This window comes from Sphingobium cupriresistens LL01 (genome assembly GCF_001046645.1).
GTDB lineage: Bacteria > Pseudomonadota > Alphaproteobacteria > Sphingomonadales > Sphingomonadaceae > Sphingobium > Sphingobium cupriresistens.
In genome coordinates, this window is the sequence record NZ_KQ130434.1 from 1199955 (window position 1) to 1221236 (window position 21282).

Sequence of the window (21282 nt, forward strand, 5' to 3'; positions counted from 1 at the left end):
ATAATTCGACCGTCATCGAAGCGAGGATGGATGATGGAGCAAACCAAGGCTGTAGGGGCGCTCGCCGCGCTCGCACAGGATACAAGACTGTCGGTATTCAGGCTGCTGATGCAGACTGGTCCTGATGGTATGATCGCCGGCGCCGTCGCTGAGGCAATGGACGTTCCACCCTCCACCATGTCGCATCATCTGGCGAAACTGGAACAGGCTGGTCTCGTAATGTCGTGGCGGACAAGCCGCCTCATTCATTATGCCGCCGATTATGCCGGGATTCATACGCTTCTCAACTTCCTCATGGCCGATTGCTGCCGGGGCGACCCGAACGCCTGCGCCGACCTTCTATCCGCCATCACTTGCAGTGCCAGTCCTGAGGGAGCCGGAGTGTGACCGATAAAATCTATAACGTCCTGTTCCTGTGCACGGGAAACAGCGCACGCTCGATCCTGGGCGAGGCGATAATGAACAAGCTGGGCGAAGGTCGTTTCAAGGCTTACAGCGCCGGAAGTCAGCCAAAGGGCCAAGTCCATCCGATGGCGCTTTCGGTGCTGAACAACCTTAGCTTTGACACCGCCGACATGCGGTCCAAAAGCTGGGACGAATTCGCCACCCCCGACGCCCCCAGTTTCGATTTCATCTTTACCGTATGCGACAATGCCGCAGGCGAGACATGCCCCGTGTGGATCGGCCATCCAATGACCGCGCATTGGGGTATCGAAGATCCAGCGGCAATCGAAGGGGAGGGCCAGCGGGACGCCTTTCTTCAGGCGTTGCGCTATCTCCAGAACCGTATCGCCCTGTTTCTGGCGCTGCCGCTGACCAGCCTCGATGAAATGGCCACCCGCCGTAAACTCAAGGAAATCGGCCAAGGCGAAGGCGCCAGCGGCAAGGCGGGAGAAGCCCCATGACCCTGGACATCATCATCTACCATAATCCTGAATGCGGCACGTCGCGCAATACGCTTGCCATGATCCGCAATGCGGGCATCGAGCCGCACGTTGTCGAATATTTGAAGACGCCGCCATCGCGCGCGCTGCTCGTCCAGCTTGTCGATCGGGCAGATATTACGCCCCGCGATCTGCTGCGCGAGAAAGGCGCCCCCTACGCCGAATTGGGCTTAGGTGACACATCGATGGCCGACGAAGCGCTGTTCGACGCCATGATGGCTCATCCCATCCTCATCAACCGTCCACTGGTCGTTTCGCCGCTAGGGGTAAAGCTGTGCCGCCCCTCCGAAGCCGTCCTTGATCTGCTGCCCGATACTCAACTAGGTGCGTTCACCAAGGAAGATGGCGACAAGGTGGTGGACGCATCCGGTCAGCGCATCGCTTCATGATTCTCGCGCTCTCCATCTTCGTCGCCACGATTGCGCTCGTCATATGGCAACCCAGGGGGCTTGGCATCGGTTGGAGCGCCCTGGGTGGCGCGGCCGTCGCGCTGCTTGTCGGGGTGGTGTCTTTCTCCGACATTCCGGTGGTGTGGAGCATCGTCTGGAATGCGACGGCGACATTCGTGGCGATCATCATCGTCAGCCTGTTGCTGGACGAAGCCGGGTTCTTTGAATGGGCGGCGTTGCATGTCGCCCGCTGGGGCCGGGGCCATGGCCACAGGCTGTTCGTCCTGATCGTGCTTCTGGGTGCAGCCGTGTCGGCGTTGTTCGCCAATGATGGAGCCGCTCTGATCCTGACGCCGATCGTCATCGCCATGCTGCGCGCGCTGGGATACCGCGACAAGGCGACGCTGGCGTTCGTCATGGCAGCAGGGTTCATCGCCGATACCGCCAGCCTGCCGCTGATCGTCTCCAACCTCGTCAACATCGTGTCGGCTGACTTTTTCGGGATCGGTTTTGCCGACTATGCCTCGGTAATGGTGCCGGTCGATCTGGCGTCGATCGCGGCGACATTGATCGTGCTGCTGCTGTTCTTCCGGCGCGAGATACCGGCCAGCTATGATGTGGCCCATCTCCGCGCGCCTGGCGAGGCCATCCGCGATTCCGCTACCTTCAGGGGAGGCTGGGTCGTTCTTGCCCTGCTGCTGGCGGGCTTCTTCCTGCTCGAACCTGTCGGCGTGCCGGTCAGCGCCGTCGCCGCTGCCGGTGCGGCTCTGCTGCTCGTCATCGCCGCGCGGGGTCATGCAATCGAAACACGCAAGGTTTTGCGCGGAGCGCCGTGGCAGGTCGTGATTTTCTCACTCGGCATGTATCTGGTCGTCTATGGACTGCGAAATGCGGGGCTGATCGATCATCTCGCCAGCCTGCTCGATCGCACGGCGCAAGGCGGCGTTTGGGGCGCGGCGTTCGGCGCCGGGATCATCGCTGCGTTGCTATCGTCGGTGATGAACAATATGCCGACCGTGCTGGTGGGCGCGCTGTCGATCGATGCCACCCACGCCACGGGGGCGGTCAAGGAAGCCATGATCTACGCCAATGTGATTGGCTGCGACCTTGGCCCGAAAATCACGCCGATCGGGTCGCTTGCGACGCTGCTCTGGCTGCACGTCCTTGGACAAAAGGGCATTCGCATCGGCTGGGGCTATTATTTCAAGCTGGGTGCAACCCTGACTGTCCCGGTCTTGTTGGTGACGCTCGCCGCGCTTGCAATCAGGATCGGGGCGGGGTGATCCAACCGCTTTCGACCCCCTGTCTCAATCGGACACCTGGCCTGCTGTCGTCGCCGCGCATTTCATCGTGGCCGGCAAAGCTAAAGGTGTTGATGTGGTCGATGGTCTTCACTCGCTGCTCCTGTGTTCAATCGCCTCCTATACAAGGTGCGTCGCGCCCAATGTGGAACGCATGAAGTGAACAAACGCGCACCGCGCTACAATTTACGATCTGCCTACGAAAAAAACCGTAAGCAGTTTCTGAGCGCATTGCGCTCTGTGTAACTAATTGCTTTTACTATGAATATGGTGGACGCACTTGGGCTCGAACCAAGGACCCGCTGATTAAGAGTCAGCTGCTCTACCAACTGAGCTATGCGTCCATTCCGATGCGGTAGGCGCTCCGGTGTGGGCGGGCTGTTAGCAGTCGCTCGGCTGTTTGCAAACCATAAATCGCCCCTATGCCGGAAATTTTTCGGTCGAGCCGATTTACGCCCAGTTTCCCGTTCCCGTGCGACGCTTGCTCGCGCGATCGATGGCCATGATGACGCCTATGCACAGCATCACGGTCAGCATCGAAGAACCGCCATAGGACATGAAGGGCAGGGGGATGCCCACCACCGGGGCCAATCCCATCACCATCATCAGATTGATCGCGACATAAAAGAATATGGTGGTGGTCAGCCCTGCCGCCGCCAAGCGCGCGAACTTGTCCTGGCTGCGCATCGCGACCCGGATGCCCCAGCGGAACAGCAGCATGAAGGCCAGGATCAGCAACGCGCCGCCCAGCAATCCCCATTCCTCCGCCATGGTTGCGAAGACGAAGTCGGTATGGCCTTCGGGCAGGTAGTCGAGATGGCTCTGCGTGCCTTGCAGGAATCCCTTGCCCCAGAAGCCGCCAGATCCGATCGCGATCTTCGATTGGCTGATATGATACCCCGCGCCCAGCGGATCGCTTTCGGGATCAAGGAATATGAGGACACGGTTTTTCTGATAATCGTGCAGGAAACTAAAGGCGATCGGGATCGCCGACGCCACGAGGAGGCCGGTGCCGATGAACAGCCGCAGCGGCAGGCCGGCCAGGAACATGACGGTCACCCCGCCCGCCGCGATCATCGTGGCGGTGCCAAGGTCAGGCTGTATGAGCACCAACGCCCAAGGCAGGCCGATCAGCACCAAAGCGGGCCAGATCGCGTTCCAGCGCCGGATTTCGCCCACCGGCAACATCGCATAGAAGCGCGCCACCGTCAGGACGATGATCGGCTTCATGAATTCCGACGGCTGGAGTTGCATGAAGCCTAGATTGATCCACCGCTGGCTGCCGCCCGCGACGCCGCCGATCAGTTCCACCAGGAACAGGGACGCCAGAACCGCGCCATAGGCGGGGAAGGCGAAGCGGGCGAAAATTTCCACCGGAATGCGGCTGAGCGTCAGCGCCATGGCCGAAAAGATGCAGAAGCGCACCGCCTGCATCGCCGCCCAGGGAAAGATGTTCCCGCTCGCCGCGCTGTAGAGCACGATCGTTCCGAAGCCGGCGATCGCCAGCAGCAGAGCCAGTATACGCCAGGGAAATTCGGTCAGGGGTTGCGGAATGATGCTCATGGCGCGCCGGTCACATCGGCGCCCGGCGGCGGCGCATCATCTTCGCTTTCATCGCGCGCAGGTGGCGATGGGGCCGGGGAGAGCGCGGCTGCATTGCCGGCATTGTCCGCTACATTGTCCGAAGGTGGCGGAACATCGCCCTTCTCGATCGCTTTTGCGATGCGGAAGCTGGCCATCTGTCGCGCCTGTCGCTGGGCGGGCGTGCCACCCCAGCCCTTTTCCAGCGTTTCCAGCTTCTCCATCGCTTTGGCTGGATCGAACAGATAGGACAAGGTGTCGCTGGCGATCATCGGCGCATCTTCATTGCGGATCATATGCCCGCCATGTTCGATGATGCAGGCGATCGCATAGCGTGGATTGTCGAACGGCGCGAAGCCCTGGAACAGCGCGTGGTCGCGCAGCTTGAACGCCAGCGAGCTATTGCCGCGCACGCCGCCCGCGCGCTCCGCCATGGTGATCCGCCGGACCTGCGCGGTGCCGGTCTTGCCCGCGATCATGACGCCGGGAATCGAACTGCGCGCCGCGCCGCCGGTGCCGCCGCCATTGACCACCGCGTTCATCGCATCGCGGATGACGATCAAATGCTCTTCGGTCGCGCCCACGGTCGCGGGATCGGGCCGCCTGGCGTTATGGATGAAATTGGGCATCAACTGTTTGCCGGTCGCCAGGCGCGCCGCCATCACCGCCATTTGCAGCGGGTTGATCAGCATATAACCTTGGCCGATGGTGGCGTTCACCGTGTCGTAAACCTGCCATTTCTGGTCATATTTCCTTTCCTTCCACGCCGGGTCCGGCACGGTGCCATAGCTTTGGCTGGGGAAAGGGAGGTCGAATTTCTGGCCCATGCCGACCCGGCGAGCCATGCTGGCGATCCGATCCATGCCGATGCGCTGCGCCATCTGGTAGAAATAGATGTCGCAACTCTGGGCGATCGCGCCGCGCATGTTGAGCGGCCCATGGCCGCGCCTCTTATGGCAATGGAACAGGGTATTGCCCACCCGGATCGCGCCGCCGCAACTGACCGTCTCTTGCGGCCCTATGCCGGCTTCCAGCAGCGCCAATGCCACCATCGGCTTGACCGTCGAGCCGGGTGGATAAAGGCCCTGCAGCGTCTTGTTGCGCAGCGGTACATGGTCGTCTTTCGACAGCATCTCATATTCCAGATGGCTGATGCCGTCGGAAAAACTGTTGGGGTCGAAGCTGGGCATCGACGCCAGGGCCAGCACATCGCCATTCTGGCAGTCGATCACCACCACCGATCCGCTCTGCGTGGCAAGGCGGCGGCCGGCATATTCCTGAAGCCCTGCGTCGATCGTCAACTTGATCGACTTGCCCGGCGTATCGGGGCGCGTGGTCAATTCCCGCACGATTTTGCCGCGCGCGGTCACCTCTACCCGTTTCGCGCCGGCCTTGCCGGTCAGATGCCGGTCGAACGCCTTTTCCAGCCCGTCCTTGCCCAGCTTGAAGCCGGGCGTGATCAGCAGCGGGTCCTTGCGCGCCTTATAATCCTCCGCCGTCGCCGCGCCGACATAGCCGAGCAGATGGCCGACCGTGGCGCCGGCGGGATAATGACGGGAAAAGCCCTGGCTGGGCGCCACGCCGGGAAGGTCGGGCAGGCGCACGCTGATCGCGGCATATTGGTCGTAAGTCAGCTTGTCGGCGACCTGCACCGGCCGGAAACCGGCGGACTTTTCCAGATCCTCGCGGATGCGATCGACCTCATCCGGCTCCAGATCGAGCAATTGCGCCAGGTGACGGATGGTCGCTTCGGCATCGACGATGCGCTGGGGGATCAGGTCGACGCGAAAATCGGTGCGATTATTGGCCAGCGGCCGGCCGTTGCGATCCACGATCCAGCCACGCCTTGGCGGAATGAGTGTCAGGTTGACGCGATTGCTTTCGGACAGGAGGCTGTATTTCTCATTCTCCGCCACGCTGATCCAGGCCATCCGCCCGACCAGCAGGGCGCCGATCGCGCCTTGCAGTCCACCAACCACCATCGCGCGGCGGGTGAAGGTGAAGGACTGGGCGGCTTCGGTGATGATCTTGCGCTTGGGGGTAAGGAATTTCATGCCATGACGCGCCAGCGGTCGATCCGCGCGCACTGCCGGACGACGAAGGGAAACAGCAATATCGTCCAGACCATCTGTGGCGCGACCAGCAAGAAACGCACATTACCTCCACCGGTGATCCTTGCGAAGAACAGGCCACCGGCGATGCAGAAGATAATGGCGAGCGCTGCAATTAGCCAGTCCTGCCGATAGCTGCGCCAGACCATGCGATGCTCGATCATGTCGATGCCGATCAACGCCACGGTCCACAGGGACATGGCCGAGCCGATCGGTTGCCCGCTCATCATGTCGTCGAACAGGCCGAGCGGCAGGCCGATCCAGGTGCGCCACAGATCGGGTCGCAGCAATCGCCAGGACAGGAGCAGCAGCAGGCCAAAGGGCGGCATGACTGGGGATTGCGCGATAACCGGCAGCGCCGTCAGGAACGAACCCAACATCACGGTGATGACTGGCGTACCGGTCAGTCGGAACCGCGAGGGGTGTCGACCCAGCCTGGGCACATGGTGCAGATGCGGGTCGATCATGGCGTGGCGCCGTTGTCGGCCACGCCCTCTTCGGACACCGGGGGTGCTGCCGGGCCGGGCCGGGTCACCGCTTCCTCGAAGGCGCGTTCGACCACGACGGCATCGACCCGGCCGGGGTTCGCCAGCGGCACGCCATAGGCGATTTCGCCCTGCGCGCGGACAACGACTGCGACAGGTATATTGGGTTGATAGACGCCGCCTATGCCGGACGTCACCAGCAGGTCGCCCGGTTTGAAAGGGTTGCGCCCGGCCGTCAGCGCCCGGATTTCCACAGTCCCGTCGCCAAGGCCGGTGGAGATGGCCGGGATATTGTCGTTCGTGCGGCGGACGGGCACGATATTGCTCGTGTCGGTCAGCAACAGCACGTCCGAGCTGTTGGGCGTGGCAATGTGGATGCGGCCGATCAACCCCTCCGGTGCACGCACCGGCATACCCGGTCGCACACCCTGCCAGCGTCCCGCATTGAGCCGCGCAAATCGCCGCGTGCTGGTGGCGGATGAGGCAATGAGGCGGGCCGTCAGCACCTGGCTGGCGTCGGCATCGACGAGCTTGAGCAGCTTTTTCAGGCGCAGATTTTCCTGTGCCACGCCCTTGGCTTCGATGATGCGGTTACGGTCAGCCTCGACCTGTCGGCGCAGCGCGACATTCTGCGACCCGGCGCGCCAATAGGCGGCCAGAACCTCGTCCAGCGAACTGACCCCGCTCACCATGCCCTTGAGCGCCATGGAAACGGGGCGACCGATCTCGGCTGTCGCAATGCGGATCGCAGAGAAACCCGTGGGATCGAAGATCGCGACCACCACCAGCAACAGGCCTGCGGCTGCACCAGTCACCGCCACGACATAGCTGGCGAAAAGGCTATATTGCGCCTTCCGGTTGATACCGGGGCGTCGGCTGGTTGGCCGCGCCATTTAATCGTCCTTCTCGATCAGGCCGTTTGCAGCACGCCCCGGAAGATGGGATCTTCCATTGCGCGGCCGGTACCGATGGCGACACAGGTCAACGGGTCTTCGGCGATAGTTACCGGCAGGCCGGTTTCGTCGCGCAATTCGTCGTCCAGCCCCTTGAGCAGCGCGCCGCCGCCGGTCAGGACGATGCCCTGATCGACGATGTCGGCGGCCAGTTCAGGCGCGGTGTTTTCCAGCGCGATGCGGACACCTTCGACGATTGTGCTGATCGGTTCCGCCAGCGCATCGGCGATCTGCCCCTGGTTGATCGAGATTTCCTTGGGAACCCCGTTCACCAGATCGCGGCCCTTGATGTGGATCGTCTCGCCCACGCCGTCTTCGGGCGGCTGGGCGACGCCATATTGCTTCTTGATCCGCTCGGCCGTCGCTTCGCCGATCAGCAGGTTATGATGGCGGCGCACGAAGGACACGATCGCCTCGTCCATCTTGTCGCCGCCGACACGGACGGAGGTGGTGTAGGCCAGGCCGCGCAACGACAGCACGGCGACTTCGGTCGTGCCGCCGCCGATGTCGACCACCATCGACCCGATCGGTTCGGTCACCGGCATGTCGGCGCCGATCGCGGCGGCCATCGGCTCTTCGATCAGGAACACTTGGCTGGCGCCGGCATTGCTGGCGGCGTCACGGATCGCGCGGCGTTCGACGCTGGTCGAACCCGACGGCACACAGATCACGATTTCAGGCGCGCGCCAGGGGCTATGCTTGCCACCATGCACCTTTGTGATGAAATGCTTGATCATCTGTTCGGCGACGTCGATGTCGGCGATCACGCCATCGCGCAGCGGGCGGATGGCTTCGATCGAATCCGGGGTCTTGCCCATCATCAGCTTGGCGTCCACGCCGACCGCCTTCACCCGCTTGACGCCGTTCAGCGTCTCGACCGCCACCACCGACGGCTCGTTCAGTACGATGCCGCGGCCGCGCACATAGACCACCGTATTGGCGGTGCCCAGGTCGATGGCCATATCCTGCGAGGTGAATTTGAAGAGACGCGAGAAGATCGACATGCCTTATCCTGTATCGCCCGCCGTCCCCGCGACGCGATAGGGGGCCGGTCGGAAAGCTGTTCTGCTCCTGCCGTTCACCTTGTCTTTCTTGCGCCTTGCAGTGCAAAAAATATGAGGTTCGCGGCTCGCGGAAAGCGCTCGATTGGGCTAGTCCCTAATCAATGTCAATACGCCGTCTGCCCGAACATCTGGTCAATCGTATCGCTGCCGGTGAAGTGGTCGAAAGACCCGCCAGCGCGCTGAAGGAGATTGTCGAAAACGCTTTGGACGCGGGCGCGACTCGCGTCGCCATCCGCCTGTCCAATGGCGGGCTGGACCGGATCGATGTCAGCGACGATGGCTGCGGCATGGATTCGGGCGACATGGCGCTGGCGCTGGAGCGCCACGCCACGTCGAAGCTGCCCGACGATGCCATTGAAAATGTGGCCACATTGGGTTTTCGGGGGGAGGCGCTGCCGTCGATCGCCAGCGTGGCGCGCCTGTCCATCGACAGCCGGCCGCGCGGGACCGACGGATGGAACCGTACGGTCGACAATGGACAGCTGGTGGCGGAGGGGCCGACGGCCTTGCCACCCGGCACCCGCGTCGTCGTGGAGCAGCTGTTCGGCAAGGTGCCGGCCCGGCGCAAGTTTCTGCGCTCGCCCAAGGCCGAATATGCCGCCTGCCTCGACATCGTCCGTCGTCTCGCAATGGCACATCCCACCGTCGCTTTTTCGGTCGAACATGATGGCCGCCGAGTTTTGGGCGTGCAGGCCGATGAGGCGCGCGAGGAGCGGGTGGCTGCGCTGACCGACCGGGCGTTGGCGGAAAATCACGTGATCGTATCGCTGGAGCGGGAAGGCATCCGCCTGTCGGGCGTCGCATCTATCCCGACCTACAATCGCGGCGTGGGCGATCATCAATATCTGTTCGTTAACGGACGGCCGGTGAAGGACCGGTTGTTGATCGGGGCGCTGCGCGGCGCCTACGCCGACATGCTGGCGCGCGACCGGCATCCGGTCGTCGCGCTGTTCCTCGACGTGCCGCCGCTGGACGTGGATGTGAACGTCCATCCCGCCAAGACCGAGGTGCGCTTTCGCGATCCCGCGCTGATCCGCGGCATGATAGTGTCCGGCCTGCGCCGCGCGCTCGATGCCGAAGGTTTCCGCGCTGTGCAACATGCCGATCCGGCGGCCTTGTCGGCATGGAAACCCGAACCGCTTTCGCCCACTCCCATCGGGGCGATGCCGATCTTCGAAGCGCCGATGTCTTCACCAGCGAGCTACAACCAGTTCGCGCCATCCTCTTTCGCCGATCATCGCCCGTCCTTCATCACCCCACCGCCCCAAGCGCGCGCCGAACCGGCTGCCGCGCCCGCGCCGGAAGGCGCCAGTTTCCCGCTCGGCGTCGCGCGGGGCCAGGTGGCGCGCACCTACATTGTGGCGGAGGCGGAGGATGGGCTGGTCATCGTAGACCAACATGCCGCGCATGAGCGGCTGACGCTGGAGCGGATGCGGCGCGCGATGGAGGGGAAGGGCGTTGCCAGTCAGGCGCTGCTGCTGCCCGAAGTGGTCGAACTGGACGAGCCGGCCTGCGACCGGCTGGAGGCGCGGATCGCCGAACTCAAGGAATTCGGCCTCGACCTGGAGCGGTTCGGCCCATCGGCCATGCTGGTCCGTTCGGTCCCGGCAATGCTGGGGCAATCGGATGTGCAGGGATTGGTGACGGACCTGGCCGACGATCTGGCGGCTTATGACAGCGCGCTGTCACTGAAGGAACGGCTCGATCTGGTCGCCGCGACCATGGCCTGCCACGGATCGGTGCGCGCGGGACGGGTGCTCAGCGTCGCGGAGATGAACGCGCTGCTCCGCGAGATGGAAGTCACCCCGCGGTCGGGCCAGTGCAACCATGGGCGGCCGACATGGGTGAAACTGGGCCATGGCGACATAGAAAAGCTGTTCGGGAGGAAATGAGTCGATGATGATCCTAGCCGCCTTGTTGTTGGCCGCTGCCGAACCCGTCTGCGCTGTGCCGGCGGTGCTGGACGAACCCTGGACCAGTTGGACCCGGAGCGGGCAGGCGACGGCCGGCGTGCTGGCGCATGGCGCGCCGGCGCTGATCCTGGGCAAGCCGTTGACCGCCGCGCTGTCCCCGGCCGCGCAGGTCCAGTTTCGCGTTGCGCCAGGCAAGGGGGCGAAGGACGGTTATGGCGGGCTGTTCAGCCTGTCGCTCAAGCAGGCGGCGCGGGTCGGCATCGCGCTGTCGGGGCCTGCCTGGGTGGATGTGGTGACGGGCGACGCTTCCATCGCCTCGGTAGAGCATGGCCATGGGCCGGACTGTTCGGGCATCCGCAAGATTGTTTGGTTCGACCTGCGCGCCGGGAGGCATCTGGTCCAGATTGTGGGATCGAAGGCGGCTTCGGTGCGGGTGATGGCGGCGGATGCGCAGGCGAACCACCCTGCGAATTGAACCCTAAACCCGTTTGGCTGAGCCTGTCGAAGCGCTGCACTTTTTTTCGTTGAGCATCACAATCCAGCCGGCCGCGTGCGCCACATGGCGATCGGGATCATAGTCAGGATCGGCTTGTCGTCCTGGTTGAAGATCGTAACCTTGCTGCGAACGATGCCCATTTCCGGGCGGCTTTGCGACGCCTTTTTGTCGATCACTTCGCTCCGGCCATGCAGCGCGTCGCCGGGGCGGAGGGGACGCAGCCAGCGCAGTTCGTCCACTCCCATGGCGCCCAGGCTGGCCGCCTGGCGGCCGGGCTGGCGCTGCATTTCCGCGACGAACATCTTCATGAACAGGGCTGTGGTGTGCCATCCGCTGGCGGACAGCGTACCGAAGTGGGTCTGCGCCGCCGCTTCGTCGGACAGATGGAAGGGCTGTGGGTCGAACTCGGCGGCGAAGGCGACCGTTTCCTCGCGCGAGACGGTCAGCGGGCCGAAGTCGAAGCCATCGCCGATCGCGATATCTTCGAAATAGACAATTTCTTCCGCCATCACCCGTCTCCCACTCCCATTTCAACAGGTGATGGCTTAGAGGCGCTTTCCGTTTACGTCAATGTCAGGGCTTTACCAACCCCTGCAACACAGTGGCATCGCCATCCGACGCCAGCGGCGTCACACCGAGCAAGCGAGCTAGCAGCGGATAGACGTCGATATTGGCGAAGTCGGCCGATGGGCGAAATGCGCGATCGAAGGCTGGGCCGTTGACGATGAACAGCGCCTGCATGTCGGGTGCGCGATCGTCCCAGCCATGGTCACCGCCTGTTATCGGCCTGGTCGGGGTCGTATTTTGAAACACCCAGCCGGTTTCCGCCAGGCAGAAATAGGGCGGGATGCGGCGGTGGGTGCCATAGTGGAAGCGGGCCGGGATCTCGCTTTTGCGCCAGCATTGCATATGGTCGCGCGGCTTGAACAGCGCAGATTCCAGCGCCTTTTCATGGCCGGGTATCGGAGCCAGGCTGGCATAGGGGCCGGTTTCAACCGTGCGATAGTCGGCCGGGTTCGCGATCTTGTCTAGCACGATGACGCGGTCGTTGGCCTTGGCCGCCATGCCATGATCGGAGACGATAACGATGTTGGCGGGTTGGCCGAGCGCCTTCAGCCCGGCGACCAGATTGCCGATATGCGCGTCGACATCGGCCACGGCCTGCGTCGTTTGCGCCGCATCGGGACCGTTGATATGGCCGGCGGTATCGACCTCGTCGAAATAGAGGGTGACGAACTGCGGGCGGATATCGGCAGGGCGGCGCAGCACGTCCAGCACGCCGTTCACGCGCTGGGTCGGGCTGATCGCTTCGTTGAACTGCGCCCAGTCGCTAGGGCGCGATCCGTTGCTGATGGTGTAGGGCCATTCCGCCGCCTTGGCGCCGCCCCAGGCGACGTTGGAGCCGGGCCAGAACATGGTGGCGGTGCGCACGCCCTGCTTTTCGGCGGTGATCCAGATCGGCTCGGCCTCGTTCCACCAATAGGGATCGTCGCTGGCCATGGTGAACTTGTCCTTGGGCCGGCTCTCATCTTCCATATTATTGGCGACGATGCCGCTGCGATCGGGCCGGTCGCCAGTCACGATCGCCCAATGATTGGGGAAGGTCTTGGTCGGGAAGGACGGGCGCATCGACGCTTCGACGCCGCCGGACGCCAATGCATTGAGGTGGGGCGATACGCCGCGGGTCAGATAATCGGGGCGGAAGCCGTCGATCGACACCAATATGGTGACCGGCGCGCGCTGCTCCGTCGGCGCGGATGCGCTGGCGACGGGATGTTGCTGCACCGGGGCGCAGGCGGCGACCAAGGAGGAGACGGACAGGGTGAGGGCAAGGGACAGGGAGCGGATGTACATCAGCGACTCTTCATGTTTGGCGTTGTTCGCTGCTTAGCAGCCGGACCATGTCGGTAAAGTGACGAAGACGTCAGGATGCGGCAGGCAGATGATCGGCGATCGGCATCCAGGCCGCTTGCTTGGCGTCGCGCGACAGGCTGGCATAGGCGCCGCTGGAGGATGGCAGGTCGATCAGCGCCAGGCCCGTCCGCGCGCCCAATTGCCGCCGGCCGTGCAGCGCGGCGGTCTTGCCGTTGAAGGCGATGGCTTTGAGCGCGGGCAGGCGGGCGACGAAGGCGCCAAGGTCGCGCAGTTCCGCACCGCGGATCGCGCCGTCCAGACTGCCTTCGCGCTCGGCGCTTTCTATCACGTCCCACAGCCCGACGCCGCGCGCGCGCAGCCGTTTCAGCCGCATCGCATAGGGCTGGCCGCGCAGATCCTCGCCCAGCACCTCGCCGAGCAAGGCCCAGAAGGCGTTGCCGCGATGGGCATAATATTCGCCCTGCCGGATCGACGCATCGCCGGGCAGGCTGCCCAGGATCAGCAGGCGCGTATCGGCGTCGACGCTGGGCGGGAAGGCGGCCTTGCGCCGGGCAGGCATCTGGCCAAGCCGCAGCGCCATGGGATCAGACGTTGAAACGGAACAGCATGATGTCGCCGTCCTGCGTCACATATTCCTTGCCTTCCGACCGCCACTTGCCTGCTTCCTTGGCGCCGGCTTCCCCATTATATTGCACATAATCGGCATAGGCCATGGTTTCGGCGCGAATGAAGCCCTTCTCGAAGTCGCTATGGATCGCGCCCGCCGCCTGAGGCGCCTTCGATCCCTTCGCCACCGTCCACGCGCGCGCTTCCTTCGGCCCTACGGTGAAGAAGGTGATGAGGCCCAGCAATTCGTAACCGGCGCGGATGATGCGGGCGAGGCCGGCTTCGGCCAGGCCCAGCGCTTCGAGATATTCGGCGCGTTCTTCCACCGGCATGGTGACAAGTTCGGCCTCGATCGCGGCCGACACGATGACCGCGCTGGCGTTTTCGGCCTTCGCTTTTTCGAACACGCGGGCGGAAAATTCGTTGCCCTCCGATGCGGCGTCTTCCTCGACATTGCAGACATAGAGGACCGGCTTGGCGGTCAGCAACTGCGCCTGATTGAACAGCCGCTCTTCCTCGGCGTCGCGCGGGACGGTGAGGCGAGCAGGCTTGCCTTCGCGCAGCAGGTCGAGCGCCTGGCCCAGCACGGTGGCGGCGGCCTTGGCCTCCTTGTCGCCCTGCGCGGCCTTCTTGGCGAGGTTGGGGACGCGCTTTTCCAGGCTTTCCAGATCGGCCAGCATCAATTCCATCTCGACCGTCTCGGCGTCGGCGATCGGATCGACCTTGCCCTCGACATGGGTGATGTCGTCATCCTCGAAACAGCGCAGGACATGGACGATCGCGTCGGTTTCGCGGATGTTGGCCAAGAACTGGTTGCCCAGCCCTTCACCCTTGGATGCGCCGCGGACCAGCCCGGCGATGTCGACGAAGCTGAGCTGGGTTTCGATGATCTTCGCGCTGCCGCCGATCTTCGCGATCGTATCGAGCCTGTCGTCGGGTACGGCGACGCGGCCTTCATTGGGTTCGATCGTGCAAAAAGGATAGTTGGCCGCCTGCGCCGCCTGCGTTTCGGTCAGCGCGTTGAACAGGGTGGACTTGCCCACATTGGGGAGGCCGACGATACCGCAACGAAAACCCATTTGACTGCCTTATAAGATCGGAAACATTGGCGCGCCCGATAGCGGTTTGCGCGCCCGATGGCCAGCCTTGGCGCGTTCGTGGGCCAGAAGGGGTGGGACAAAAGGCGCAATTGCAATCAGCGGCGCTTTGCCGACATAGGGGATGATGTCGGGAGATGATATGGAACAGAGCAGCGAAACCCACTGGATCGACGAAAAGGGTCGGGCGTGGAAAAAGCGTCCGGCGCATGAAACGGGCGTATTCGGTCGCTGCCCGCGCTGCGGCGAGGGGCATATTTTCACCGGGTTCCTGACGATGCGCGACCATTGCGAGGTGTGCGACCTGGACTATAGCTTTGCCGACCCGGCCGATGGCCCGGCGGTGTTCGTGCAACTGTTCGCCTGCGTGCCGGGCGTGGTGTTCATCCTGATGCTGGAGATTATCGCGCGTCCCGGCCTTTGGGTGCATCTGGCCGTCGGGTTGCCGGTGCTGATCCTGACGACCCTGCTGCCCATGCGGCCAATCAAAGGCTGGCTGATCGCCGCCCAGTTCACGACTCGCGCGCAGGAGGCCGGGACGGGCGCGCTATGGGCCAAGCTGCATGATGGCCCGCCGCGCGGCTAAGGCTTTGGCGCGACCTTTATCTCGAACAGTTTCGGCCAGTTTTTGCCGGTGATGAAGACGCGGTCCTTAGCCGCGTCGTAGGCGATGCCGTTGGCGACGGCTTCGCTATCGGTGACGCCCGCGGCCTTGCGCAGGCGCGCCACGTCGATCCAGTCGATCACGGCGCCGGTCGCGGGATCGATGCGGGCGATGCGGGTGTCGTACCAGATATTGGCCCACACCTCCCCCTTCACATATTCCAACTCGTTCAGCCGATCGACCGCCCGGCCGTTCCAGGTGACGGTGATACGGCGCTGTTCGGCCAGGCTGTCGGGATCGAGGAAACGCAGTTGCGCGGTGCCGTCGCTCATGATGAGGCTGCGGCCATCCTGCGTCATGCCCCAGCCTTCGCCACCATAGCGGAAGTCGGATAGCGGTGCGAAATCGGCCAGGTTCCAGACGAAGCCCCGACGGTGCCGCCAAGTCAGGCTGACCAGCTTGTCGCCCCAGTTGACGATGCCCTCGCCGAAATAGGGCGGGTCGATGATGCGGCGTTGCAGGACTTTCCCCGTCTTGAGCGCCACCTTGCGGATGTCCGACTGGCCCTCCAGCCCGGTACTCTCGTAGAGCGCGCCGTCATGGTAGAAGAGACCTTCGGTGAAGGCGGTCGCGTCATGGGGATGGGTGGCGACCAGCTTCCAGGGGGTGTCGGCTTGGGCGGGGGGAACCAGAAGAAAGGCGCTGACGAGCGCGAACAGGATGCGATTCATTCCGCCGCCTGGCTTTCGATCGCGGTAGCCAGCCATGAGGGAAGGGTAGCGGGATCGAGCGTTTCGACCCGGCGCAACTCGATCGACAGGCCCATATCGGGCAGGGCGGCGCGTTGGCGCTTTTCGTCCGCCTGCGCCATCGGCACGGCGACGAGGCGGCGGCTCACCTTGTTGCGGTAATGCATCCGGGCGGTGTTCTCCTGCCCGACATAGCAGCCCTTGTCATAATCGACGCCGTGCAGTTCCTCCGCATTGGTTTCCAGCCACAGCGTCTGGTCCTGCCCCAGTTCCGCCGCGCCTTCGAACACGCCCAGCGCCAGGCGGTGCGCGCGGAAGGCAGGCGCGGCGTCGCCCGGCGTGGCGGGCGCGATCCAGCGATGGCCGAGCGCGGGCAGGCGCGGGTCTAGCGGGTGGTCGCTGGCGTCGGGCGACCAGTGGACTGCGAGTCCTTCCTCGCGGGCAATCGCCACCTTGCGCCGCAGGCGGTAGATGTTCAGCCGCTTGGCCAGCGCATCCGCCTGCGCGGCTTCGCAGTCTATCAGGATGTCGTCGCCATCCCCCCACAGGATGAAATCGAACAGCGCCTTGCCCTGCGGCGTCAGCAGCCCGGTCCAGCGCGGCTGGCCGGGGGCAAGGGTCAGGACGTCGCGGGTGAGCAGCCCTTGCAGGAAGGCTTTGCCCTCCTCGCCGGAAATTCTCAGGATCGCGCGATCGCTTAGGGTGGTGCCGGTCATCGGCTTTAGGTAGGACGGCAGCACGACTTAGCCAAGCCGTCTGCGCGAACGGAATATAGGAATATCGTCATGACCCAGACCTTCGACATGATCCTCAGGAACGGCACCGTCCATACGCCGGGCGGCGCGGAGAGCGTGGATGTGGGCGTGCGCGGGGGCAAGATCTTGGCGATCGGCACGGCGCTGGGGGATGCGGGCGAGGTGATCGACTGCACCGGGCTGGACGTGCTGCCCGGCTGTATCGACAGCCAGGTCCATTTCCGCGAGCCGGGGCTGGAGCATAAGGAAGACCTCGAATCGGGCAGCCGGGCCGCGGTGCTGGGCGGCGTGACTGCCGTGTTCGAAATGCCCAACACCAATCCCAACACCGATACCGCCGAGCGGGTGCATGACAAGCTGAAGCGCGCGCATCACCGCATGTGGTGCGACCATGCCTTTTATGTCGGGGCGACCGCCGACAATGCCGAGCAACTCAAGGAACTGGAGCGGATTCCCGGCACATCGGGGGTGAAGATCTTCATGGGCGCATCGACCGGCAGCCTGCTGGTGGATGATGACGATGCCCTGTCGCGCGTGCTGACGTCGGGCACCCGCCGCGTCGCCATCCATGCCGAGGACGAGACGCGGATGAACGCGCGCAAGGTCCATGCGCTGGAAGGCGATCCGTCGACCCACCCCGTCTGGCGCGACGACGAAAGCGCGATGATCGCGACCAAGCGGATCATCGCATTGGCCCGCAAGGCGCGTCGCCGCATCCACATCCTGCACATCACCACGCCCGCCGAGTTGGAATATATCGCGCAGAACAAGGATATCGCGACCTGCGAAGTGACGCCGCAGCATCTGACGCTGGCGGGCGAGGACGCCTATCCGCGGCTGGGCACCTATGCGCAGATGAATCCGCCGATCCGGTCGGGCGCGCACCGCGACGGCCTGTGGTTCTGGCTCAATCAGGGCGTGCCCGACGTGTTGGGCAGCGACCATGCGCCGCACACGATCGAGGAAAAGGCCAAGACCTATCCCGCTTCGCCAAGCGGGATGCCCGGCGTGCAGACTTTGGTGCCGCTGCTGCTGAACCATGTGGCGCAGGGGCGGCTGTCGTTGCGGCGCTTTATCGAACTCACCTCTTCAGGACCGCAGCGGGTGTTCGGGCTGGTCGGCAAGGGGCGGATTGCGCTCGGCTATGACGCGGACTTCACCGTGGTCGACCTCAAGAAGCGCTGGACCGTGGGCAGCGAGTGGCTCGCCTCGCGCTGTAACTGGTCGCCGTTCGAGGGAGATCAACTGACCGGCAAGGCCATCGGCACCATCATTCGCGGCAATCGCGTGATGTGGGAGGATGCGCTGGCCAATGCGGCGGTCGGCGAAGCGGTGCGCTTCGAGGCGACCCAGTTCGGATGACGGATCATGTCGTCGCCTGCCGGTTGCGGCGGGCGGCGGCGATGCCGTCGCCGGCGAAGAGGATCAGGCCGATCCAGATCAGGCCGAAGCTGGCCATCTGTCCCATGCTGAGCTTTTCGCCCAGCAGCAGTCCGCAGAGAAATTGCAGCGTGGGCGCGAGATATTGCATGAGGCCAAGCGTCGCCATCGGCAGACGTTGCGCCGCCACGGCGAACAGCACCAGCGGCACCGTCGTCACCGCGCCGGAGAGGATGAGCAAGGCGCTGGTGGATATGTCCTGCCCGAACCCGATGCCGCCATGGCCTGCTTCCCAGAACAGATAGGCGATGGCGAGCGGCGCCAACAGCAGCGTCTCGACGCCAAGGCCGGTCATAGGCGCGACCGGCGTCAGTTTCCGCAGCAGGCCGTAAAAGGCGAAGCTGAACGCCAGCGCCAGGCTGATCCACAATGTCGTCAGCGCCGATGCGGCAAGGATGGCGACGCCGATCGTGGCCACCCCGATCGCGAGCATCTGCCCCCGGCGCAGCCTTTCCTTGAGCACCAATACGCCCAGTGTGACATTGACCAACGGATTGAGGAAATAGCCCAGGCTCGCCGCGACGACATGATCGTCATTGACCGCCCAGACATAGGTCAGCCAGTTGATGCCGATCATCAGCGCCGATCCGGCCAGCGGCACCACCAATCGGCGGTCGCGCATGGCGGCCAGAAAAGCGGGCAGGCTTTTTCGCGCGGCGAGAATGGCGGCGATCAGCAGCAGCGACCAAAGGATTCGTTGGGTCACGATCTCCACCGGATCGACATGGTGCAGCAGGCGGAAAAAGAGCGGCAGCAGCCCCCACAGGCCATAGGCGACCATTGCGGCCAGCAAGCCACGCCGCGTTTCCGCGTCGATGTCGCTCAGAAAATGCCCCCGCCCAGGAATAGTCGCAGCGCGCCGAAGCCGGCGACGATCAGGCAGAAGTTCCGCCCGCCATTTTTCGACGAGATCATGCCGACAAGCGCGCCGAACAGGGCCAGCGGCACCAATATCCAGTTGAGCGCGCCGAGCAGCGGGATGACCGCCGGGATCATGAGGATGAGCGTGACAAGGCCGATGAAGCCTGACAATATATTGAGCATCGGCCCATCATGGCCGCGATATTGTCCCAGAGCAAGACAGCGGGACAAGGCCAGTCGATAAGCGCTGGCCATCTGCGCAAAAATCGGCAGATTCACCACATATCCTAATGGAAAATTAACTTGCCCTCTTCATGGCTTGTTTACGAAGGAGTGAAGCATGGCGCGTGTCCGATCTATAGCGATGGTGTCTTTGGCGTTGGCGCTGGCCGCCTGCGGCAAGGGGGACAAGGACGCCAGCCTGGCCGCGCTCGACGCGCAGTTGACCAACAATGCGACCGACCCGGCGCTCAAGGGGGCGCTCGCCGATCCGATCGTGGTCGATCCGCAACTGGTGGGCCAGGCCAATCGCAACGCCGTGCGCTCCGCCGATCGGCCCGCCAATGGCGCGCTGCCGGCGCTGACCGGAGATGCGGGCGCGGCGCAGGCGGAAGCGGTGAAGCTGGCCGGCGGCAAGCTGCTATCCACGCCGACCGCGAGCGAGGGTGAGGCCATGGCGTCGACCGTGACGCTGGGCGCGGTCGCGCGCGCGGACTCCGGCCGTCGCGGCGGCAACGGCGCTTGCGCGAAGAAGCTGAATTACGGCATGGAATGGGCGCAGCGGCTGCCCGAACCCTTCGGCCTGTTTCCCGGCGCGCAACTGACCGAGGCGGCGGGCGCGCAGGTCGACGGCTGCACCCTGCGCGCGGCGAGTTTCGTGACGCCGGCGCCGCGGCAGGGCGTGATGGACTATTATTACACGCTGGCGCGCCGCGCAGGCTATGATGGCGAACATAAGATATTGGGCGGCGACCATGTGCTGGGCGGCACCCGCAGGTCCGATGGCAGCGCCTATTTCATCCTGTTCACCGACGCGCCGGGCGGCAAGACCGGCGTTGATATCATCGCCGACAACGGGCGATAAGCCGCGTTCCGAGACAGCGAGTTGGACAGTTGCGCCACATCGGGCGATTGCAAGCTATTGTTATGCGGGGATTTTTTGACCGCCTGTCATTCGATGTGGACGGTAATCATCCTATTTTTCTTTATAACCAATGACTTGTGACGTCTGTGATTGACGGTAAATTCGCGCAAATCATCCTGACGAGGACGTCGCCGCTGTCCTTAGTGCCGGAAAAACAGCGTCAGCGACGCCACATGGTTGACGCGCATGTTGCCCGCGCGCTGGTTGACCAACTGGTTGAGGTAACCCACCTCCAGCGTCGATGCGCCGGGCAGGCCGATTTCCGCGCCGACGAAACTGCGTAGCTGGTCGAACCCGTTGCGCGCGCCCCAGTCCGTGTCGTTGAGCGCCGCGAACCCCTCGGCATAGACCAGCGCGTTGACGGCGTCGCTGTCGGCGCGCAGCGGCTTTTCGTAGCGGAGCATTTCGCGCACGCGCCAGCCCATGTCGTCGCCGTCCGAGCGCCAGCGCTGTTCGAGGCGGGTGCGCGACGAGAGTTCGCCGCCCCAGGGCTTGCCGAGCGTCCAGTTTAGCTGCTGGAAGCTGCGTTCCTCGTTGACGTCCTTGCCGCCCTCGATCGGTGCGACGACATGGGCATAGCCCTGATAGAGGATCAGCGTGGGCGAGAATTTCCAGCCCACAGCGCCGCGGAAGAGCGACTGGTCGATCCGCGAGACGCCATCGCCGAAGCGCGGCTGAATTTCGGCGAAATAGACCAGTTCGTCCTTGATCGATCCCATGGCGGTCAGGTTAAGCCAGACTTGCTCATCCTCGCTGGTGGCCGCGCGGGCAGGGGCAGAGAGCAGCGCGAGGCAGGCGGACAGGCAGAGAGCGAGGCGGCGCATGGATGTCCTGGAGTTGGGAAAGGGACGCCCGTCCCTCTAATCCGCGCGCGTTTCCACTTTGTTGCCGATGCGTTAGTTTATATCTGCGCC

24 protein-coding genes and 1 tRNA gene are annotated in these 21282 nt (G+C 63.9%); 9 read left to right on the forward strand and 16 right to left on the reverse strand.

Features of this window, described 5'->3' with window-relative positions:
- Nucleotides 1-30 precede the first annotated feature (30 nt).
- Genes V473_RS05805 through V473_RS05820 form a run of 4 tightly spaced genes read left to right on the forward strand, consistent with a single transcriptional unit; the run spans nt 31 to nt 2616 of the window.
- Nucleotides 31-387 (forward strand): ArsR/SmtB family transcription factor, encoded by a 357-nt coding sequence (locus tag V473_RS05805; RefSeq protein ID WP_330219411.1) that lies wholly within the window; start codon nt 31-33, stop codon nt 385-387.
- Nucleotides 384-905: an arsenate reductase ArsC gene (locus tag V473_RS05810; RefSeq protein WP_066601431.1), complete on the forward strand. Its 522-nt coding sequence runs from the start codon at nt 384-386 to the stop codon at nt 903-905. The genes V473_RS05805 and V473_RS05810 overlap by 4 nt, the downstream gene beginning before the upstream one ends.
- On the forward strand, nt 902-1333 hold the full coding sequence (arsC, locus tag V473_RS05815) for an arsenate reductase (glutaredoxin) (protein WP_066601432.1): 432 nt from the start codon (nt 902-904) through the stop codon (nt 1331-1333). Before V473_RS05810 ends, arsC begins: the two co-directional genes overlap by 4 nt.
- Nucleotides 1330-2616 carry an arsenic transporter gene (locus V473_RS05820; RefSeq protein ID WP_066601433.1) on the forward strand — a complete coding sequence of 429 codons (1287 nt, stop codon included), beginning with the start codon at nt 1330-1332 and terminating at the stop codon, nt 2614-2616. The genes arsC and V473_RS05820 overlap by 4 nt, the downstream gene beginning before the upstream one ends.
- Here the strand turns inward: V473_RS05820 and V473_RS24515 are convergent.
- The 7 genes from V473_RS24515 to V473_RS05850 form a co-directional block, all read right to left on the reverse strand.
- Nucleotides 2597-2728 (reverse strand): hypothetical protein, encoded by a 132-nt coding sequence (locus V473_RS24515; RefSeq protein WP_269076426.1) that lies wholly within the window; start codon nt 2726-2728, stop codon nt 2597-2599. The two genes, V473_RS05820 and V473_RS24515, sit on opposite strands and share 20 nt — an antisense overlap.
- 174 nt (nt 2729-2902) lie before the next feature.
- A tRNA-Lys gene (locus V473_RS05825) sits at nt 2903-2978 on the reverse strand.
- A 106-nt stretch (nt 2979-3084) separates the two neighbouring features.
- A complete protein-coding gene (rodA, locus tag V473_RS05830; protein ID WP_066601435.1) occupies nt 3085-4197 on the reverse strand; it encodes a rod shape-determining protein RodA in 1113 nt (370 codons plus the stop codon).
- Entirely contained in the window at nt 4194-6269 is a 2076-nt protein-coding gene (gene mrdA / locus V473_RS05835) for a penicillin-binding protein 2 (RefSeq protein WP_066605157.1), read from the reverse strand. Before mrdA ends, rodA begins: the two co-directional genes overlap by 4 nt.
- A complete protein-coding gene (gene mreD / locus V473_RS05840; protein WP_066601436.1) occupies nt 6266-6793 on the reverse strand; it encodes a rod shape-determining protein MreD in 528 nt (175 codons plus the stop codon). The genes mrdA and mreD overlap by 4 nt, the downstream gene beginning before the upstream one ends.
- Entirely contained in the window at nt 6790-7704 is a 915-nt protein-coding gene (gene mreC / locus V473_RS05845) for a rod shape-determining protein MreC (RefSeq protein ID WP_066601438.1), read from the reverse strand. The genes mreD and mreC overlap by 4 nt, the downstream gene beginning before the upstream one ends.
- Before the next feature lie 17 nt (nt 7705-7721).
- Nucleotides 7722-8768, reverse strand: coding sequence for a rod shape-determining protein (locus V473_RS05850; protein WP_066601439.1), 1047 nt, complete (start codon nt 8766-8768; stop codon nt 7722-7724).
- 161 nt (nt 8769-8929) lie between these two features.
- Here V473_RS05850 and mutL point away from each other — a divergent pair, with 161 nt between their 5' ends.
- Entirely contained in the window at nt 8930-10720 is a 1791-nt protein-coding gene (gene mutL, locus V473_RS05855; protein WP_066601442.1) for a DNA mismatch repair endonuclease MutL, read from the forward strand.
- Between the two features lie 4 nt (nt 10721-10724).
- On the forward strand, nt 10725-11216 hold the full coding sequence (locus V473_RS05860; RefSeq protein ID WP_066601443.1) for a hypothetical protein: 492 nt from the start codon (nt 10725-10727) through the stop codon (nt 11214-11216).
- A 56-nt stretch (nt 11217-11272) separates the two neighbouring features.
- Here the strand turns inward: V473_RS05860 and V473_RS05865 are convergent, their stop codons facing one another.
- The 4 genes from V473_RS05865 to ychF all read right to left on the reverse strand — a co-directional run bounded on the left by V473_RS05865 (nt 11273) and on the right by ychF (nt 14797).
- A complete protein-coding gene (locus V473_RS05865; RefSeq protein WP_066601444.1) occupies nt 11273-11746 on the reverse strand; it encodes a MaoC family dehydratase in 474 nt (157 codons plus the stop codon).
- Nucleotides 11747-11810: 64 nt separating this feature from the next.
- The gene (locus tag V473_RS05870) at nt 11811-13091 is read right to left on the reverse strand and encodes an alkaline phosphatase family protein (RefSeq protein ID WP_066601445.1); all 1281 of its coding nucleotides are present in this window, start codon (nt 13089-13091) and stop codon (nt 11811-11813) included.
- A gap of 70 nt (nt 13092-13161) precedes the next feature.
- Entirely contained in the window at nt 13162-13692 is a 531-nt protein-coding gene (locus V473_RS05875) for a DNA-deoxyinosine glycosylase (RefSeq protein WP_066601448.1), read from the reverse strand.
- A gap of 4 nt (nt 13693-13696) precedes the next feature.
- Nucleotides 13697-14797 carry a redox-regulated ATPase YchF gene (ychF, locus tag V473_RS05880; protein ID WP_066601449.1) on the reverse strand — a complete coding sequence of 367 codons (1101 nt, stop codon included), beginning with the start codon at nt 14795-14797 and terminating at the stop codon, nt 13697-13699.
- Nucleotides 14798-14957: 160 nt separating this feature from the next.
- Between ychF and V473_RS05885 the strand changes: the two genes are divergently transcribed.
- The gene (locus tag V473_RS05885; RefSeq protein ID WP_148648331.1) at nt 14958-15401 is read left to right on the forward strand and encodes a DUF983 domain-containing protein; all 444 of its coding nucleotides are present in this window, start codon (nt 14958-14960) and stop codon (nt 15399-15401) included.
- Here V473_RS05885 and V473_RS05890 read toward each other — a convergent pair.
- Nucleotides 15398-16150, reverse strand: a complete 753-nt coding sequence (locus V473_RS05890; RefSeq protein WP_066601450.1) for a glutaminyl-peptide cyclotransferase — start codon at nt 16148-16150, stop codon at nt 15398-15400. The two genes, V473_RS05885 and V473_RS05890, sit on opposite strands and share 4 nt — an antisense overlap.
- The gene (ygfZ, locus tag V473_RS05895) at nt 16147-16884 is read right to left on the reverse strand and encodes a CAF17-like 4Fe-4S cluster assembly/insertion protein YgfZ (RefSeq protein WP_066601451.1); all 738 of its coding nucleotides are present in this window, start codon (nt 16882-16884) and stop codon (nt 16147-16149) included. The genes V473_RS05890 and ygfZ overlap by 4 nt, the downstream gene beginning before the upstream one ends.
- Nucleotides 16885-16953: 69 nt before the next feature.
- On the opposite strand from ygfZ, the gene V473_RS05900 reads away from it, so the two are divergent.
- Nucleotides 16954-18285, forward strand: a complete 1332-nt coding sequence (locus tag V473_RS05900) for a dihydroorotase (RefSeq protein WP_066601452.1) — start codon at nt 16954-16956, stop codon at nt 18283-18285.
- Nucleotides 18286-18289: 4 nt separating this feature from the next.
- Here V473_RS05900 and rarD read toward each other — a convergent pair whose 3' ends face one another.
- Together rarD and V473_RS05910 are read right to left on the reverse strand one after the other, a co-directional pair.
- Entirely contained in the window at nt 18290-19156 is an 867-nt protein-coding gene (gene rarD / locus V473_RS05905) for an EamA family transporter RarD (RefSeq protein WP_269076427.1), read from the reverse strand.
- Nucleotides 19157-19185: 29 nt separating this feature from the next.
- Nucleotides 19186-19407 (reverse strand): hypothetical protein, encoded by a 222-nt coding sequence (locus tag V473_RS05910; protein ID WP_066605161.1) that lies wholly within the window; start codon nt 19405-19407, stop codon nt 19186-19188.
- A 157-nt stretch (nt 19408-19564) separates the two neighbouring features.
- Between V473_RS05910 and V473_RS05915 the strand changes: the two genes are divergently transcribed.
- Nucleotides 19565-20308, forward strand: coding sequence for a hypothetical protein (locus tag V473_RS05915; RefSeq protein ID WP_066601460.1), 744 nt, complete (start codon nt 19565-19567; stop codon nt 20306-20308).
- Nucleotides 20309-20508: 200 nt separating this feature from the next.
- On the opposite strand, the gene V473_RS05920 is transcribed toward V473_RS05915, so the two are convergent.
- The gene (locus tag V473_RS05920) at nt 20509-21192 is read right to left on the reverse strand and encodes a DUF2490 domain-containing protein (protein ID WP_066601462.1); all 684 of its coding nucleotides are present in this window, start codon (nt 21190-21192) and stop codon (nt 20509-20511) included.
- Between the last annotated feature and the right edge of the window lie 90 nt (nt 21193-21282).

Excerpts from the sequence above, each read along its gene's own strand:
- V473_RS05805 (WP_330219411.1), top strand. The coding sequence starts at position 31 with ATGATGGAGCAAACCAAGGCTGTAGGGGCGCTCGCCGCGCTCGCACAG.
- arsC (WP_066601432.1), top strand. The coding sequence starts at position 902 with ATGACCCTGGACATCATCATCTACCATAATCCTGAATGCGGCACGTCG.
- V473_RS05820 (WP_066601433.1), top strand. The coding sequence starts at position 1,330 with ATGATTCTCGCGCTCTCCATCTTCGTCGCCACGATTGCGCTCGTCATA.
- rodA (WP_066601435.1), bottom strand. The coding sequence starts at position 4,197 with ATGAGCATCATTCCGCAACCCCTGACCGAATTTCCCTGGCGTATACTG.
- mrdA (WP_066605157.1), bottom strand. The coding sequence starts at position 6,269 with ATGAAATTCCTTACCCCCAAGCGCAAGATCATCACCGAAGCCGCCCAG.
- mreD (WP_066601436.1), bottom strand. The coding sequence starts at position 6,793 with ATGATCGACCCGCATCTGCACCATGTGCCCAGGCTGGGTCGACACCCC.
- mreC (WP_066601438.1), bottom strand. The coding sequence starts at position 7,704 with ATGGCGCGGCCAACCAGCCGACGCCCCGGTATCAACCGGAAGGCGCAA.
- V473_RS05850 (WP_066601439.1), bottom strand. The coding sequence starts at position 8,768 with ATGTCGATCTTCTCGCGTCTCTTCAAATTCACCTCGCAGGATATGGCC.
- mutL (WP_066601442.1), top strand. The coding sequence starts at position 8,930 with ATGTCAATACGCCGTCTGCCCGAACATCTGGTCAATCGTATCGCTGCC.
- V473_RS05860 (WP_066601443.1), top strand. The coding sequence starts at position 10,725 with ATGATGATCCTAGCCGCCTTGTTGTTGGCCGCTGCCGAACCCGTCTGC.
- V473_RS05865 (WP_066601444.1), bottom strand. The coding sequence starts at position 11,746 with ATGGCGGAAGAAATTGTCTATTTCGAAGATATCGCGATCGGCGATGGC.
- V473_RS05870 (WP_066601445.1), bottom strand. The coding sequence starts at position 13,091 with ATGTACATCCGCTCCCTGTCCCTTGCCCTCACCCTGTCCGTCTCCTCC.
- V473_RS05875 (WP_066601448.1), bottom strand. The coding sequence starts at position 13,692 with ATGGCGCTGCGGCTTGGCCAGATGCCTGCCCGGCGCAAGGCCGCCTTC.
- ychF (WP_066601449.1), bottom strand. The coding sequence starts at position 14,797 with ATGGGTTTTCGTTGCGGTATCGTCGGCCTCCCCAATGTGGGCAAGTCC.
- V473_RS05885 (WP_148648331.1), top strand. The coding sequence starts at position 14,958 with ATGGAACAGAGCAGCGAAACCCACTGGATCGACGAAAAGGGTCGGGCG.
- V473_RS05890 (WP_066601450.1), bottom strand. The coding sequence starts at position 16,150 with ATGAATCGCATCCTGTTCGCGCTCGTCAGCGCCTTTCTTCTGGTTCCC.
- ygfZ (WP_066601451.1), bottom strand. The coding sequence starts at position 16,884 with ATGACCGGCACCACCCTAAGCGATCGCGCGATCCTGAGAATTTCCGGC.
- V473_RS05900 (WP_066601452.1), top strand. The coding sequence starts at position 16,954 with ATGACCCAGACCTTCGACATGATCCTCAGGAACGGCACCGTCCATACG.
- V473_RS05910 (WP_066605161.1), bottom strand. The coding sequence starts at position 19,407 with ATGCTCAATATATTGTCAGGCTTCATCGGCCTTGTCACGCTCATCCTC.
- V473_RS05915 (WP_066601460.1), top strand. The coding sequence starts at position 19,565 with ATGGCGCGTGTCCGATCTATAGCGATGGTGTCTTTGGCGTTGGCGCTG.
- V473_RS05920 (WP_066601462.1), bottom strand. The coding sequence starts at position 21,192 with ATGCGCCGCCTCGCTCTCTGCCTGTCCGCCTGCCTCGCGCTGCTCTCT.